Genomic DNA, 13,390 nt, shown 5'->3' on the forward strand with positions numbered 1-13,390 from the left:
GGAGCGCGGCCGGGCGATCCCAGGGGAGGACGCACCATGACCGCCGCACGCACCCGCAGACGCCTGGCCCGTACCGCCGCCGTCCTGGTGGCCGCCGCCCTGGCCGCCGGCGCCGCGACGCCCGCCGCCGAGGCCCGCCCGCCCAAGGGCGACACCGCCCGGGTCAGCGAAGGCGCCAAGGGCGAGCAGCTCGACGCCTACTCGACCCCGCTCGGGCTGAGCGAGGACGGCCGCTCCGCGCTGTTCACCTCCGCCGCGACCAACCTGCTGCCCGAGGCCGGCACCCCGAACCCGGACGAGATCTACGTGCGGAACCTGCGCAACGGCCACATCGAGAAGGTCAGCGGCGCCGACGACGGCTCCGCGCTCAACGCCCCCACCACCGACGCCTCGATCAGCGCCGACGGCCGCTACGTCGCCTTCAGCACCACCGCCACCAACGTCGTCCCCGGCCAACCGGCCCACCCCAGCGACGTCTTCGTCCGCGACCGCTGGACCGGCCGCACCGAACTGGTCACCGCCGCCGCCGTGCCGAGCACCGACGACCAGAGCGGCTACGGGGCCGTCAACCCCAGCATCAGCCGCGACGGCCGCTACGTCGCCTACGTCTCCAACCGCGGCGACCTCGCCACGGGCGTCCTGCGGCGCGGCAAGAACAACGTCTACATCACCGACCGCTGGACCCACACCAGCCGGCTGGTCACCGTCGGCGCGGACGGCGAGGCCGCGGACAACAACTCCTTCTTCCCGACGATCAGCGCGGACGGCGCCACGGTCGGCTTCACCTCCCGCGCCGGGAACCTGCTGCCGGAGCCCCCGACCGCCGACCCCGGCGCCAAGGCCGACCCCGGCACCGACGCCGACTCGTCCCAGCTGACCGGCCCCCACTACTACCGGTACTACGTCTGGAACGCCGCCACCGGCATCGTCGGCGCCAGCCTGGACGACACCGGCGAGCTGACCGGCGCCGCCTACGACGCCCGGATCAGCCCGGACGGCCGCTACGCGATCTACAGCCTCCCCGTGTTCATCGGCGGCTTCCCCGGCCCGGCCCACGGCATCCGGATGGACGTGTACGTCCACGAGCTGGTCACCGGCAAGGTCACCAAGGTCAACACCGACCTGCCGGGCACCACCACGAAGTGGTCCTCCTCCGCCGGCGTCATGACGTCCGACGACCGCTGGGTCTACTTCGACTCCAACGCCGAGAACCTCGTCCCCGGCGACACCAACGGCCTCAGCGACGTCTTCCGCCGCGACCTGCGGACGGGGCTGATCGAACGGGTCAGCCTCACCCGCGACGGCCGCCAGGCCACCGGCGCCTCCTCCTTCCGCCCGTTCGTGGACGCCACCGGCGACACGGTGATCTTCAGCGCCGACGACGGCGACCTGGTGCCGGGCGACACCAACCAGGTGCTGGACGTCTTCCTGCGCCGCGCCCGATGACCCGACCACCCGTCCGCATACGTCTGTTGACGTATTTTCGACCGACATCACCCGGGGCCGTTGACCCCCTCGCCCTCCCGACGATTGGCTCTGCGGAAAGCCCGTCGCCGGGAGGGAGCCCGGCCGGGCGATCGCTGGGGAGGAAGAACCTCATGACACGTACCACCCGGACGACCCGCAACCGGTGGCTGTCGGGCGGCGGCGGCGTCCTGGCCGCGGCCACCCTGCTCGCCGTCGCCGCCGCGCCGGCCCAGGCCGCCCCGGTGCCGCAGGGCACCACCCAGGTCAGCGTCGGCCTGAACGGCGCCGCGCCCGACGACTCGTCCTTCGGCGCGGGCGTCAGCGCGAACGGCCGCTACGCGCTGTTCACCTCCTGGGCCAGGAACCTGGTGTCCCAGCCCACGGCGAGCGCGCGCAACGCCTACGTGAAGGACCTGCGCAACGGCCGCACCGAGCTGGTCAGCCTGTCCGACTCTGGCGAGCCGGTGAACGGCTGGGTCGAGCAGGCCTCGATCAGCGGCACCGGCCGCTACGTCGCCTTCGAGACCGACGCCGACAACGTGGTGCCCGGCATGCAGGTCAAGGGCCGCAACGAGGTGTACGTCCGGGACCGCAAGACCGGCCGCACCGAGCTGGTCAGCGGCGGGCTCACCAGCACCGACCCCGACAGGTTCCACTACTCGTACGCGCCCTCGATCAGCGCCGACGGCCGGTACGTGGCCTTCGTGTCCTCCCGGACGGACCTGGACCCGACCGTCGTGGACCCCGAGCCCGAGCCCACCTCCGCGCCCTCGCTCACCCGGCCCTACACCTGGAAGCTCAACATCTACCTCACCGACCGCCGGACCCACACCACCCGGCTGATCTCCCACGACGTGAACGGCAGGCCGGGCGAGAGCACGTCCTTCCGCCCGACGATCAGCGCGGACGGCCGCACCATCGGCTTCGGTTCCCTCTCCGACCTGCTGCCGGCCGAGCAGACCCCCGGCCTCGCCGCCGCGACCGCGACCGCGACCGCGGCCGCCGCCTCCGCCGACGTGGAGCTCACCCCGAGTGCCGCCGAGGCCGCGCGCCGCAGCGTCCCGCAGAACGTGGCGCAGAATGCCGCGCAGAACGTGGCGCAGCCGGGCCTGGCCCGCCCGACCTCCGCCGTCTACTACACCTACGACGTGCGCTCCAGGACGCTCACGCCGGTGAGCGTGGGCCTGGACGGCCAGGTCGGCAACTCCAGCTTCGAGGCGACGATCAGCCCCGACGGGCGACGCGCGATCTACACCCTGACCGAGCCCGGCGGCTCCACCAGCGGCCACCGGTACCACACGGTGCTCTACGTCCGGGACCTGAAGAAGGGCACCGTGACGAAGGTCAGCGGCGGTCTGCCCGGCACCAGCTCGGTCGGCTCCTCCGACCACGGCTCGATCACCGCCGACAACCGCTGGCTCTACTTCGAGTCCGCCGCCGACAACCTGGTGGCGGGCCCGCAGCACCCGGGCTGGGACGTCTACCGCCAGGACCTGCGCACCGGCCGCACCGAGCGGGTCTCGACCGCGCCGGACGGCTCGCTCGGCAACGGCTGGTCGAACCAGCCGTTCGTGGCGGCCTCCGGCAGGGCCGTGGTGTTCGGGTCGACCAGCGGCAACCTGGTCGCCGGCACCAGCGGCCCGGCGGCGGAGGAGAAGTCCCAGGTCTTCGCCAAGCCCGCCGGAGTCCACCACCGCGACGACCTGGGTGACGACCAGGGCGACGACGACCAGGGCTGGAACGAGGAGGACTGATCGGTGCCCGCCCTCCGGGAACCACGACGGGGGCGGGACGTCGGCCGGGCCGGCGTCCCGCCCCCGGGGTGGGAGGGTGGGGCAGGTGGTCTTTGGTCCGCACGGCGGGGGCGAAACGATTCGCCTCCGCCGCACGGCAGTTGTGAGCCCGTGGGCCGGTCCGGTTCCGAGCGGTCCGGCCCACGGGCAGTCTCGGGAGCCGGGAGGGCTCAGCCCTCCAGCGCGGCGCGCGCGTCCACGAAGGCCGCGACGGCGCGCTCGACGTCCTCGGTGGAGTGCGCCGCGGACAGCTGCACCCGGATCCGGGCCTGGCCGTGCGGCACCACCGGGTAGGAGAAGCCGATCACGTACACGCCGCGCTCCAGCAGCAGCTCGGCGAGCCGGCCGGCCTTGGCCGCGTCGCCGATCATCACCGGGGCGATCGGGTGGTCGCCGGGCAGGATCTCGAACCCGGCCTCGGTCATCTTCGTGCGGAACAGCGCGGTGTTGGCCGCGAGCCGCTCGCGCAGCTCGTTGGACTCCTCGACCAGGTCGAGCACCTTGAGCGAGGCGGCCGCGATCACCGGGGCCAGCGAGTTGGAGAACAGGTACGGGCGGGAGCGCTGGCGCAGCAGGGCGACGATCTCCCGGCGGGCGGCGACGTAGCCGCCGGAGGCGCCGCCGAGCGCCTTGCCGAGGGTGCCGGTGATGATGTCCACGCGGTCCATCACGCCGTGCAGCTCGGGGGTGCCGCGGCCGCCCGGGCCGACGAAGCCGACGGCGTGCGAGTCGTCCACCATGACCATGGCGTCGTAGCGGTCGGCCAGGTCACAGATCTCGCGCAGCGGGGCGACGTAGCCGTCCATCGAGAACACGCCGTCGGTGACGATCAGTCGGCGGCGGGCGTCCTGGGTGTCCTGGAGCTGCTTCTCCAGGTCGGCCAGGTCACGGTTGGCGTAGCGGTGGCGGCGGGCCTTGCTGAGCCGGATGCCGTCGATGATGCTGGCGTGGTTCAGCGCGTCGGAGATGACGGCGTCGCGGTCGTCCAGCAGGGTCTCGAAGACACCGCCGTTGGCGTCGAAGCAGGAGGAGTAGAGGATCGTGTCCTCCTGGCCGAGGAAGGCCGAGAGGCGGTCCTCCAGCTCCTTGTGGACGTCCTGGGTGCCGCAGATGAAGCGGACCGAGGCCATCCCGTAGCCCCAGCGGTCCAGGGCGTCCTTGGCCGCGGCGAGCACCTCGGGGTGGTCGGCCAGGCCGAGGTAGTTGTTGGCGCAGAAGTTCAGCACCTCGCCCGGGCGGCCGCCGGCGGTCACGGTGACCGCGGCGCTCTGCGGGGAGCCGATCACCCGCTCGGGCTTGAACAGGCCGGCCTCACGGATCTCGTCGAGGGTGGTGGCGACATCGGCGCGCACGTTGTCGAACACGAGCAGACTCCTATCGGATCGGCGGGGTGGCTCAGGCGGTCCAGTCGAGGATGATCTTGCCGCAGTTGCCGGCGGCGGCGTCGTCGAAGGCGGCCTCGAAGTCGTCGGCGGCGTAGCGGCCGGTGATCACCGGGCTGAGGTCCAGGCCGCCCTCCAGCAGCACGGACATCGCGTACCAGGTCTCGAACATCTCGCGGCCGTAGATGCCCTTGATGGTGATCATCGAGGTGACGATCGAGGCCCAGTCCACCGGGAACTGCTCGGCGGGCAGGCCGAGCATGGCGATCTTCCCGCCGTGGGTCATGTTGGCGATCATCGACTGCATCGCCTCGGGGCGGCCGGACATCTCCAGGCCGACGTCGAAGCCCTCGCGCAGGCCGAGCTTCTGCTGGCCCTCCTCGATGGTGTGCTCGGAGACGTCGAGCGCCAGCGAGACGCCGACCTGGCGAGCCAGTTCGAGGCGGTACGGGGAGACGTCGGTGATCATCACGTTGCGGGCGCCGGCGTGCTTGGCGACGGCGGCGGCCATGATGCCGATCGGGCCGGCGCCGGTGACCAGCACGTCCTCACCGACCAGCGGGAAGGACAGCGCGGTGTGCACGGCGTTGCCGAACGGGTCGAAGATCGCGGCCACGTCCAGGTCGACCGGCACCCGGTGCACCCAGACGTTGGAGGCGGGCAGGGCCACGTACTCGGCGAAGGCGCCGTCGCGGTTGACGCCCAGGCCGACGGTGTTGCGGCACAGGTGGCGGCGGCCGGCCAGGCAGTTGCGGCACTTGCCGCAGACCAGGTGGCCCTCGCCGCTGACCAGGTCGCCGACCGCGATGTCCGCGACGCCGGCGCCGAGCTCGGCGACCTCGCCGACGAACTCGTGGCCGAGCACCAGCGGGGTCCTGATGGTCTGCTGGGCCCAGCCGTCCCACTTGCGGATGTGCAGGTCGGTGCCGCAGATGCCGGTCCGCAGGACCTTGATCAGCACCTCGCCGGGGCCGATCTCGGGCTTCGGGACATCGATCATCCAGAGGCCGGGCTCGGCCTGCTGCTTGACGAGTGCCTTCACGGCAACGGCTCCTGACGTGCGCGGGGACGGCCTTCGGGGGTCGGGCAGGCCGAGGGGGCCCGGTACGGCCGCTCCTGACGGACGCGCTCCGGGCAGGCAGAAATCTGCCTGGTCGGAGGGGGTGCGGTCCATCGAGGAATTCTTAAGGGCGGCCACAGCTGGGCTGAACGATCGTGCCCGAGCAGCGGCCGACGGCGGGTGCGGCGTGCCGGTGCTCACCCGTCCGGCCGAGCGCGGAGCGGCCGCCACGACACCAACCGACGGGCCGGCCGGGGTACTTGACAGCGCGGCGCCAGTCGGACGGGGGCACTCGGCTGACGGCGGGCCCGTTCGGACCAGCCGGGAGGCGACCCGCGCGCGGGCGGGCGGCGGCGGTGCTTACGGTGGCGCCGCTCCCATCGGCCCCGTGGAGCAGCGCTCCGGGGCCCTTCGCCCCAGAGAGGCGCCTCCCCACATGACCAGGATCCGCCGGCCCCGTCCGGGCACCCCCCGCTCCGTCCGGGCCGTCCCCCGTTCCGTACGGGCCGTCCCCCGTTCCGTACAGGTGGCCTCCGCCGCCCTCGCACTGACCGGCATGCTCGCCGGCCCCGCCTGCGCCGCGGACGCGGACCCCGCGCGGCGGGCCGGTCCGGCCGTCACCGCCGGACCGGCCGCGCTCGGCCTGTCCGTCACACCGGGCGCCGGCCCCACCGACGGCGTGGTGCCGCTCACCCCGGACGTCACGAGCCGCCTGGACGCCGCGATCAGGCAGCTGATGAACGAGGCCTCCATCCCGGGCGTGATCGTCGGCTACACCGCCCCCGGCGGCGGCTACCAGCGCACCTTCGGCGTCGCCGACCAGACCACCGGCGCACCGATGTCCCCCGACATGTACGTGCGCCTCGGCAGCGTGACCAAGACCTTCACCACCACCGCCGTCCTGCGGCTCGCGGACCAGGGCAGGCTGGACCTCGACGACCCGGTCTCCACGTACGTCCCGGACGTGCCCGGCGGCGACGGCATCACCCTGCGCCAGCTCGGCGAGATGCGCAGCGGCCTGTCCGACTACGCCCAGGACGCCGACTTCCGGCAGGCCGTCGTCGACGACCCGAACCGCCCCTACACCCCGGAGGAGCTGCTCGCGTACGCCTTCAGGCACCCGGCCGACTTCCCGCCGGGCACCCGGTTCGGGTACTCCAACACCAACACGATCCTGCTCGGCCTGGTGGTCGAGAAGGTCAGCGGCCGACCGGTGGGCGACTTCCTGAAGGCGCAGGTGTTCACCCCGGCCGGGCTGCACAGGACGGTCTTCCCGACCGACGCGACCTTCCCGGACCCGCACCCGCGCGGCTACACCCGCGACCCCCGCGACGGCTCGGTCGTGGACGCCACCGACTTCAACCCGTCCTGGGGGTGGGCGTCCGACGCCGCGATCTCGAACCTCGCCGATCTTCGGACCTGGTCGAAGGCGCTGGCCACCGGCGAGCCACTGCTCGAGCCCGCCACCCAGGCGGAGCGGCTGAAGGGGAAGCCCACCGGTGTCCCCGGGATCGACTACGGCTTCGGAGTGCTCGACGTCCACGGGTGGGTCGGCCATCCCGGCACGACTCCCGGGTACGGGAGCCTGGTTGTCTACCTGCCGAAGGCGCACGCCAGTCTGGTGATCCTGCTCAACACCGATGTCCCGTACCAGGATTCGGACCTCTCGACGCTGCTCGCGGAGGCCATCACGAAGATCGTCACGCCGAACGACGTCTACACGCTCCCGCCCCGACCGACCGGGTCGGCCCCGGCGTCCTCGCCGACCCTGGCGTCCTCGCCGTCCTCGCCGTCCTCGCCGACCTCGCCGTCCTCCGACGCGATCGGTTGAGCTGCCCGGCGGTCGGCCGCCAGCCGGGCGGAGCACTCGGCTGACCCGCACTCCCGTTCGGTCCAGTCGGACCGCGACCCGCGCGCGGCCGTCCGGCGGCGGTGCTTACGGTGGCGACGCTCCCCCGCGCCCCGTGGAGCAGCGCTCCGGCCCGGCCGAGCCGCACTCCGGGGCCCTTCGACACGGGGCCGTCCGCCCCAGAGAGGCCGCCTGCGCCGATGACCGACACCCGACGGCCCCGACCGGCCGTTCCCCGCTCCGTGAGCGTCCCCCACTCCGTACGGGTGGCCTCCGCGGCCCTCGCGCTGAGCGGCCTGCTCGCCGTCTCCGCCTGCTCCGGGGACGCCGAGCCCGTGCGGCAGGCCGGTCCGGCCGTCACCGCCGAACCGGCCGCGCTGAGCCCGACCGCCACGCCGACCGGCAGCCCCACCGGCGGCGTGGTGCCGCTCACCCCGGACGTCACGAGCCGCCTGGACGCAGCGATCAAGCAGGTGATGAGCGAGGTCTCCATCCCCGGGGTGATCGTCGGCTACACCGCCCCGGACGGCACCTACCAGCGCACCTTCGGCGTCGCCGACAAGAACGCGGGGACACCGATGTCGCCCGACCTGTACATGCGGATCGGCAGCGTCACCAAGACCTTCACCACCACCGGAATCCTGCGGCTGGTGGACCAGGGCAAGCTGGGCCTGGACGACCCGATCTCCAAGTACGTCCAGAACGTGCCCGGCGGCGACGGCATCAGCCTGCGCCAGCTCGGCGAGATGCGCAGCGGCCTGTTCAACTACACCCTGGACAGCGACTTCCAGCAGGCGTTCTTCAACGACCCGAACCGGCCCTTCACCCCGGAGCAGCTGCTCGGGTACGCGTTCAAGCACCCGGCGGACTTCGCGCCGGGCGCCCAGTTCGAGTACTCCAACACCAACCTGATCCTGCTCGGCCTGGTGGTCGAGAAGGTCGGCGGGCAGCCGCTCCACGACTTCCTACAGCAGCAGGTGTTCACCCCGGGCGGGCTCTCGAAGACCAGCCTGCCGGTCGACGCGGCCTTCCCCGACCCGCACGCCCACGGCTACACCAACCAGACGCTCAGCGGAGCCGTCGAGGACTCCACCACCTGGAACCCGTCCTGGGGCTGGGCCGCCGGCGCCGCCATCTCCCAGCTCGCGGACCTGCAGACCTGGGCGAAGGAGCTGGCCACCGGCGAGCCGCTGCTCAAGCCCGCCACCCAGGCACAGCGGCTGAAGTTCGTGACAGTCGGGAACACCCCCGACCTCGGCTACGGCTTCGGCATCTTCACCACCCACGGGTGGATCGGCCACAACGGCTCGCTGCCCGGCTACGAGAGCGTGGTGATCCACCTGCCGCAGGCCAACGCCAGCCTGGCCATCCTGCTGAACACCGACATCACCCACGACGGCTCGGAGCCCTCGACGTTCCTGGCCCGGGCGATCACCCAGATCGTCTCGCCGAACAACGTCTACACGCTGCCCACCCCGCCCGCTTCGGGCTCCCCGACTGCCTCGCCGTCCCCCACGGGCTCGCCGACTGCCTCCCCGACTGCCTCGCCGAGTCCGCTGGCCTCGCCCACGGGGACCACGCCGGCCTCGCCCCCCGCCACGCTGCACGTCTCCTGAACCGCGCCCGCGGGAGGCCCGACCGGTCCCGGTCGGGCCTCCCGCGCGTCACGTCCCGCCGGATCCGGTGCGCCGTCAGATCCCCAGCACCTTGCCGAGGTCGTACGAGACCGGCTCCTCCAGCTGCGCGTAGGTGCAGGTCTCCGGCGTACGGTCCGGCCGCCAGCGGCGGAACTGCGCGGTGTGCCGGAACCGGGTGCCCTCCATGTGGTCGTACGCGACCTCGACCACCCGCTCGGGGCGCAGCGCGATCCAGGAGAGGTCCTTGCCGCCGGTCCAGCGGCTGACCGCGCCGGGCAGCCGGCCCTCGGCGTGCGCGGCCTCGTCCGCCCAGCCGCCCCAGGGGTGCCGGGAGAGGTCCTCCATCCGCAACGGGGCCAGCTCCTCCACGAGTTCACGGCGGCGGGCCATCGAGAAGGCCGCGCAGACGCCGACGTGCTGGAGCCTGCCGTCGTCGTCGAAGATGCCGAGCAGCAGCGAGCCGACGACCGGGCCGCTCTTGTGCTCGCGGTAGCCGGCCACCACGCAGTCGGCGGTGCGCTCGTGCTTGATCTTGTACATGGTCCGCTCCCCCGGCCGGTACGGCTGGTCCAGCGGCTTGGCGACCACCCCGTCCAGCCCGGCGCCCTCGAACTCGGCGAACCAGGTCCCGGCGAGGTCGAGGTCGGTGGCGGCGGGGGCGGTGAACACCGGGTCGGCGGTGTCGGCGAGCGCGGCCTCCAGGGCCGGGCGGCGCACCGACAGCGGCTCCTCCAGCAGGCTCTCCTCCCCGAGGGCCAGCAGGTCGAAGGCGACGAAGGAGGCCGGGGTCCGCTCCGCGAGCAGCTTCACCCGGCTCGCGGCGGGGTGGATGCGCTCCAGCAGCTCCTCGAAGCGCAGCCGGCCGTCCCGGGCGATCACCACCTCGCCGTCCAGCACGCAGCGCGGCGGCAGCTCCCGCTCGAACGCCTCGACCAGCTCGGGGAAGTACCTGGTCAGCGGCTTGCCGGTGCGGCTGCCGAGCTCCACCTCGTCCCCGTCACGGAACACGATCGAGCGGAAGCCGTCCCACTTGGCCTCGTACTGCATCCCGGGCGGGATCCTGGCCACCGACTTGGCGAGCATCGGCGCCACCGGTGGCATCACGGGCAGGTCCATGCGTCCGATCCTCGCCCGGTTCACCTCGGGGCGCGCGCCGGGCGCCCGGCGCTTAGCGTGTGGGACATGGGCTCAGCCGTGGAACTGGAAGTCGCCGGGCGCACCGTCCGGCTGTCGCACCCGGACAAGGTGTACTACCCGGAGCGCGGCTTCACCAAGCTGGACGTCGCGCAGTACTACCTGGCCGTCGCCGACGGGGTGCTGCGCGGACTGCGCGACCGGCCGACCACCCTGCAGCGCTTCCCGGACGGGGTGGACGGCGAGTTCTTCTACCAGAAGCGCGCGCCCAAGGGCCTGCCGGAGTGGCTGCCCACCGCCCGGATCGAGTTCCCCTCCGGCCGCTCCGCCGACGAGATCTGCCCCACCGAGCCGGCCGCCGTGCTGTGGGCGGCCAACCTGGGCTGCCTCACCTTCCACCCCTGGCCGGTGCGGCGCTCCGACACCGGCCACGTGGACGAGCTGCGCATCGACCTCGACCCGCAGCCCGGCACCGACTTCCACGACGCCGTCCGCGCCGCCCACGAGCTGCGCGCCCTGCTGGAGGAGTACGGGCTGCGCGGCTGGCCCAAGTCCTCCGGCGGGCGCGGGCTGCACGTCTACGTGCCGCTGGTGCCCGAGTGGACCTTCACCGACGGGCGGCACGCGGTGATCGCCCTCGGCCGGGTGCTGGAGCAGCGGATGCCCGGGAAGGTCACCACCGCCTGGTGGAAGGAGGAGCGCGGCGAACGGATCTTCGTCGACTACAACCAGATGGCCCGCGACCGCACCATCGCCTCCGCCTACTCCCTGCGCGCCCGCCCGCGCGCCACCGCCTCCGCCCCGCTGCGCTGGGAGGAGCTGGACGACGCCGCCCCCGAGGACTTCGACCTGCGCACCGTCCCCGCCCGCTTCGCCGAACTCGGCGACCTGAACGCCGAGATGGAGCAGCACGCCTACCGGCTGGACGCCCTGCTGGAGCTCTACGACAAGCAACTCCACGACGAGGGTCTCGGCGAACTCCCCTACCCGCCCGACCACCCCAAGGCCGCCGGCGAGCCCACCCGGGTGCAACCGAGCCGGGCGAAGAAGAAGTAGCCGGCCGAGCGGCGCAAGCCGGCCCGCCGGTTCATTCGCCCCGCGCGCCCGCCGGGGCGAGGGCGGCGACGATGCGGACGGCCTCGGCGATCTGCCCGTCCGTGAGGTCACCCCGGGCGGTGAGGCGCAGCCGGGAGATGCCGTCCGGGACGGACGGCGGGCGGAAGCAGCCGACGGCGAGGCCCGCGCGGCGGCAGTCGGCGGCCCAGGCGACGGCGGCCTCGGGGCCCGGCGCGCGGACGGACACCACCGCGGCCTGCGGCTCGCAGGCCCGCAGTCCGGCGGCGGTGAGCTGCCGGGCCAGGGTGCGGGCCACCTCGCGGGCCCGCTCGGCGCGGGCCGGCTCGGCGCGCAGCAGCCGTAGGGCGGCGAGGGCGGCGCCGGCGGCGGCCGGGGCGAGACCGGTGTCGAAGATGAAGGTGCGGGCGGTCTCGGTGAGGTGGCGGATCACCCGGCGCGGACCGAGGACGACGCCGCCCTGCGAGCCGAGCGACTTGGAGAGGGTGGCGGTGGCCACGGTGTCCGGCTGCCCGGCGAGCCCGGCCGCCGCGAGCGCCCCGGTGCCGCCGGGGCCGAGCACGCCCAGCCCGTGCGCGTCGTCCACCAGCAGGGCGGCACCGTGCGCGCGGACGGCCTGGGACAGCGCGGGCAGCGGAGCCGCGTCGCCGTCCACCGAGAACACCGAGTCGGTGACCACCAGCGCCCGCGGCTGCGCCCGCCCGGCGAGCGCCTCGGCGACGGCCGCCGGGTCACCGTGCGGGGCCCGGTGGACGTCGGCGCGGGAGAGCCGGCAGCCGTCGATCAGCGAGGCGTGGTTGTAGGCGTCGGAGACGATCAGGGTGTCCGGGTCGGTGAGCGCGGTCAGCGCCGCGAGGTTGGCCGTGTACCCGGAGGAGAACACCAGCGCGGCCTCCACCCCGCAGAACTCGGCCAGCTCCTCCTCTAGTTCGGTGTGCAGCGCGGTCGTCCCGGTCACCAGCCGCGACCCCGTCGAGCCCCCGCCCCAGCGCAGCGCCGCGTCCGCCGCGGCCCGGACGACCACCGGATGCCTGGTCAGCCCCAGGTAGTCGTTGCCCGCGAGGTCCAGCACCGCGTCGTCCGCCGTCCGGCTGCGCAGCGTCCTCGTCAGCCCGGCCTCCGCCCGCATCGCGGCCGTCTCGTCGAGCCAGTCGAAGACGTGCGCGGGCGCGGGGACGGAGGCGGGGGCGGCGGGGCGCGGCTCGGCCGCGAGCGGATGATTCATGCTCGGCACTCTGGCACGTCGGCGGGTGTCGGGCAATGTGCGGATCGGCACAGTGCGAAATCACATTTCCCCCGGCATTAACCTCCCGTTCACGCTGATTCAACTGCTGGGATTCCCGATCCCCACTTGAGCAAAGGCTTTCCCGAGCTTCCCCGGGCGCCTATCGGCAGGTCACAAAGCGTTCGATTCTCTCCGTTCGATCTTCACTGGGGGGTGGCAAGTGACCGACCTCGAATTCGAGCGTCGCATGAATCCGTGGCTCTCCGGCGGCAAGGCCGTGGAGGGAGTTCCCGGCGTCAGCGGCGCGGCGAACTTCTCCGTGGACAAGCTCGACGCCGCGTACACCTCCGTCCGGGACGCGGGCGCCGCAGCGGGGCTGGACCCGACGTCGACCGCTTCGTCCCGCCGTCCCCGGGCGGTCCGCCCCGGCGCCGGTCCCGGGTCCGCCCCACTCGGCTTCGGCTCCCGCGCGACCGGGTGGGTCCTGAACTCCACGAACGCCCCCGGGGAAGCGACGGTCCGGCTCTACGTGCCCTGCGACGTCGAGGCCCCGAAGGGCGACAGCGACCAGCCCGCGCCGCGGTACTTCGGCGTCCTGGTCTCCGGGGACGTCGTCCACGGCGCCTCCCCCGCCAAGGCGCACCAGGCCTACGCCGACATCGCGCTCAAGGTCGGCCGGGCGGCCGTGACCGCGTAGGAGTGCCGAAATCCCGTGACCCTCCCCTCCTCCGCGCCCCGCGTCGCGCCCTGACCCGCCCCTTGCCGCCCC

Annotated in this window: 10 protein-coding genes; 6 read left to right on the forward strand and 4 right to left on the reverse strand. The window is 73.4% G+C overall.

The window, feature by feature from the left end:
* Positions 1 to 36 precede the first annotated feature (36 nt).
* The gene (locus tag ABZ449_RS32300) at positions 37 to 1,446 is read left to right on the forward strand and encodes a hypothetical protein (protein WP_360353260.1); all 1,410 of its coding nucleotides are present in this window, start codon (positions 37 to 39) and stop codon (positions 1,444 to 1,446) included.
* A gap of 152 nt (positions 1,447 to 1,598) precedes the next feature.
* Positions 1,599 to 3,221: a hypothetical protein gene (locus ABZ449_RS32305; RefSeq protein WP_360353262.1), complete on the forward strand. Its 1,623-nt coding sequence runs from the start codon at positions 1,599 to 1,601 to the stop codon at positions 3,219 to 3,221.
* A 209-nt stretch (positions 3,222 to 3,430) separates the two neighbouring features.
* Here the strand turns inward: ABZ449_RS32305 and ABZ449_RS32310 are convergent, their stop codons facing one another.
* Complete coding sequence (locus ABZ449_RS32310) at positions 3,431 to 4,624, reverse strand: glycine C-acetyltransferase (protein WP_360353263.1); 1,194 nt, start codon at positions 4,622 to 4,624, stop codon at positions 3,431 to 3,433.
* A 31-nt stretch (positions 4,625 to 4,655) separates the two neighbouring features.
* Positions 4,656 to 5,684: an L-threonine 3-dehydrogenase gene (tdh, locus tag ABZ449_RS32315; RefSeq protein WP_360353265.1), complete on the reverse strand. Its 1,029-nt coding sequence runs from the start codon at positions 5,682 to 5,684 to the stop codon at positions 4,656 to 4,658.
* A gap of 454 nt (positions 5,685 to 6,138) precedes the next feature.
* Here tdh and ABZ449_RS32320 point away from each other — a divergent pair, with 454 nt between their 5' ends.
* Entirely contained in the window at positions 6,139 to 7,533 is a 1,395-nt protein-coding gene (locus ABZ449_RS32320) for a serine hydrolase domain-containing protein (protein WP_360353267.1), read from the forward strand.
* A 260-nt stretch (positions 7,534 to 7,793) separates the two neighbouring features.
* Positions 7,794 to 9,167 (forward strand): serine hydrolase, encoded by a 1,374-nt coding sequence (locus tag ABZ449_RS32325; protein WP_360353269.1) that lies wholly within the window; start codon positions 7,794 to 7,796, stop codon positions 9,165 to 9,167.
* Positions 9,168 to 9,242: 75 nt separating this feature from the next.
* On the opposite strand, the gene ABZ449_RS32330 is transcribed toward ABZ449_RS32325, so the two are convergent.
* Positions 9,243 to 10,304, reverse strand: coding sequence for an ATP-dependent DNA ligase (locus ABZ449_RS32330; protein ID WP_360353271.1), 1,062 nt, complete (start codon positions 10,302 to 10,304; stop codon positions 9,243 to 9,245).
* Positions 10,305 to 10,370: 66 nt separating this feature from the next.
* On the opposite strand from ABZ449_RS32330, the gene ligD reads away from it, so the two are divergent.
* On the forward strand, positions 10,371 to 11,378 hold the full coding sequence (gene ligD / locus ABZ449_RS32335) for a non-homologous end-joining DNA ligase (protein ID WP_360353273.1): 1,008 nt from the start codon (positions 10,371 to 10,373) through the stop codon (positions 11,376 to 11,378).
* A gap of 31 nt (positions 11,379 to 11,409) precedes the next feature.
* Here ligD and ABZ449_RS32340 read toward each other — a convergent pair whose 3' ends face one another.
* On the reverse strand, positions 11,410 to 12,525 hold the full coding sequence (locus ABZ449_RS32340; RefSeq protein WP_360353302.1) for an 8-amino-7-oxononanoate synthase: 1,116 nt from the start codon (positions 12,523 to 12,525) through the stop codon (positions 11,410 to 11,412).
* A 316-nt stretch (positions 12,526 to 12,841) separates the two neighbouring features.
* Between ABZ449_RS32340 and ABZ449_RS32345 the strand changes: the two genes are divergently transcribed.
* A complete protein-coding gene (locus ABZ449_RS32345; RefSeq protein ID WP_360353274.1) occupies positions 12,842 to 13,318 on the forward strand; it encodes a hypothetical protein in 477 nt (158 codons plus the stop codon).
* Positions 13,319 to 13,390 lie beyond the last annotated feature (72 nt).

It is taken from the genome of Kitasatospora sp. NPDC005856, assembly GCF_040629945.1.
Taxonomy (GTDB): Bacteria; Actinomycetota; Actinomycetes; order Streptomycetales; family Streptomycetaceae; genus Kitasatospora.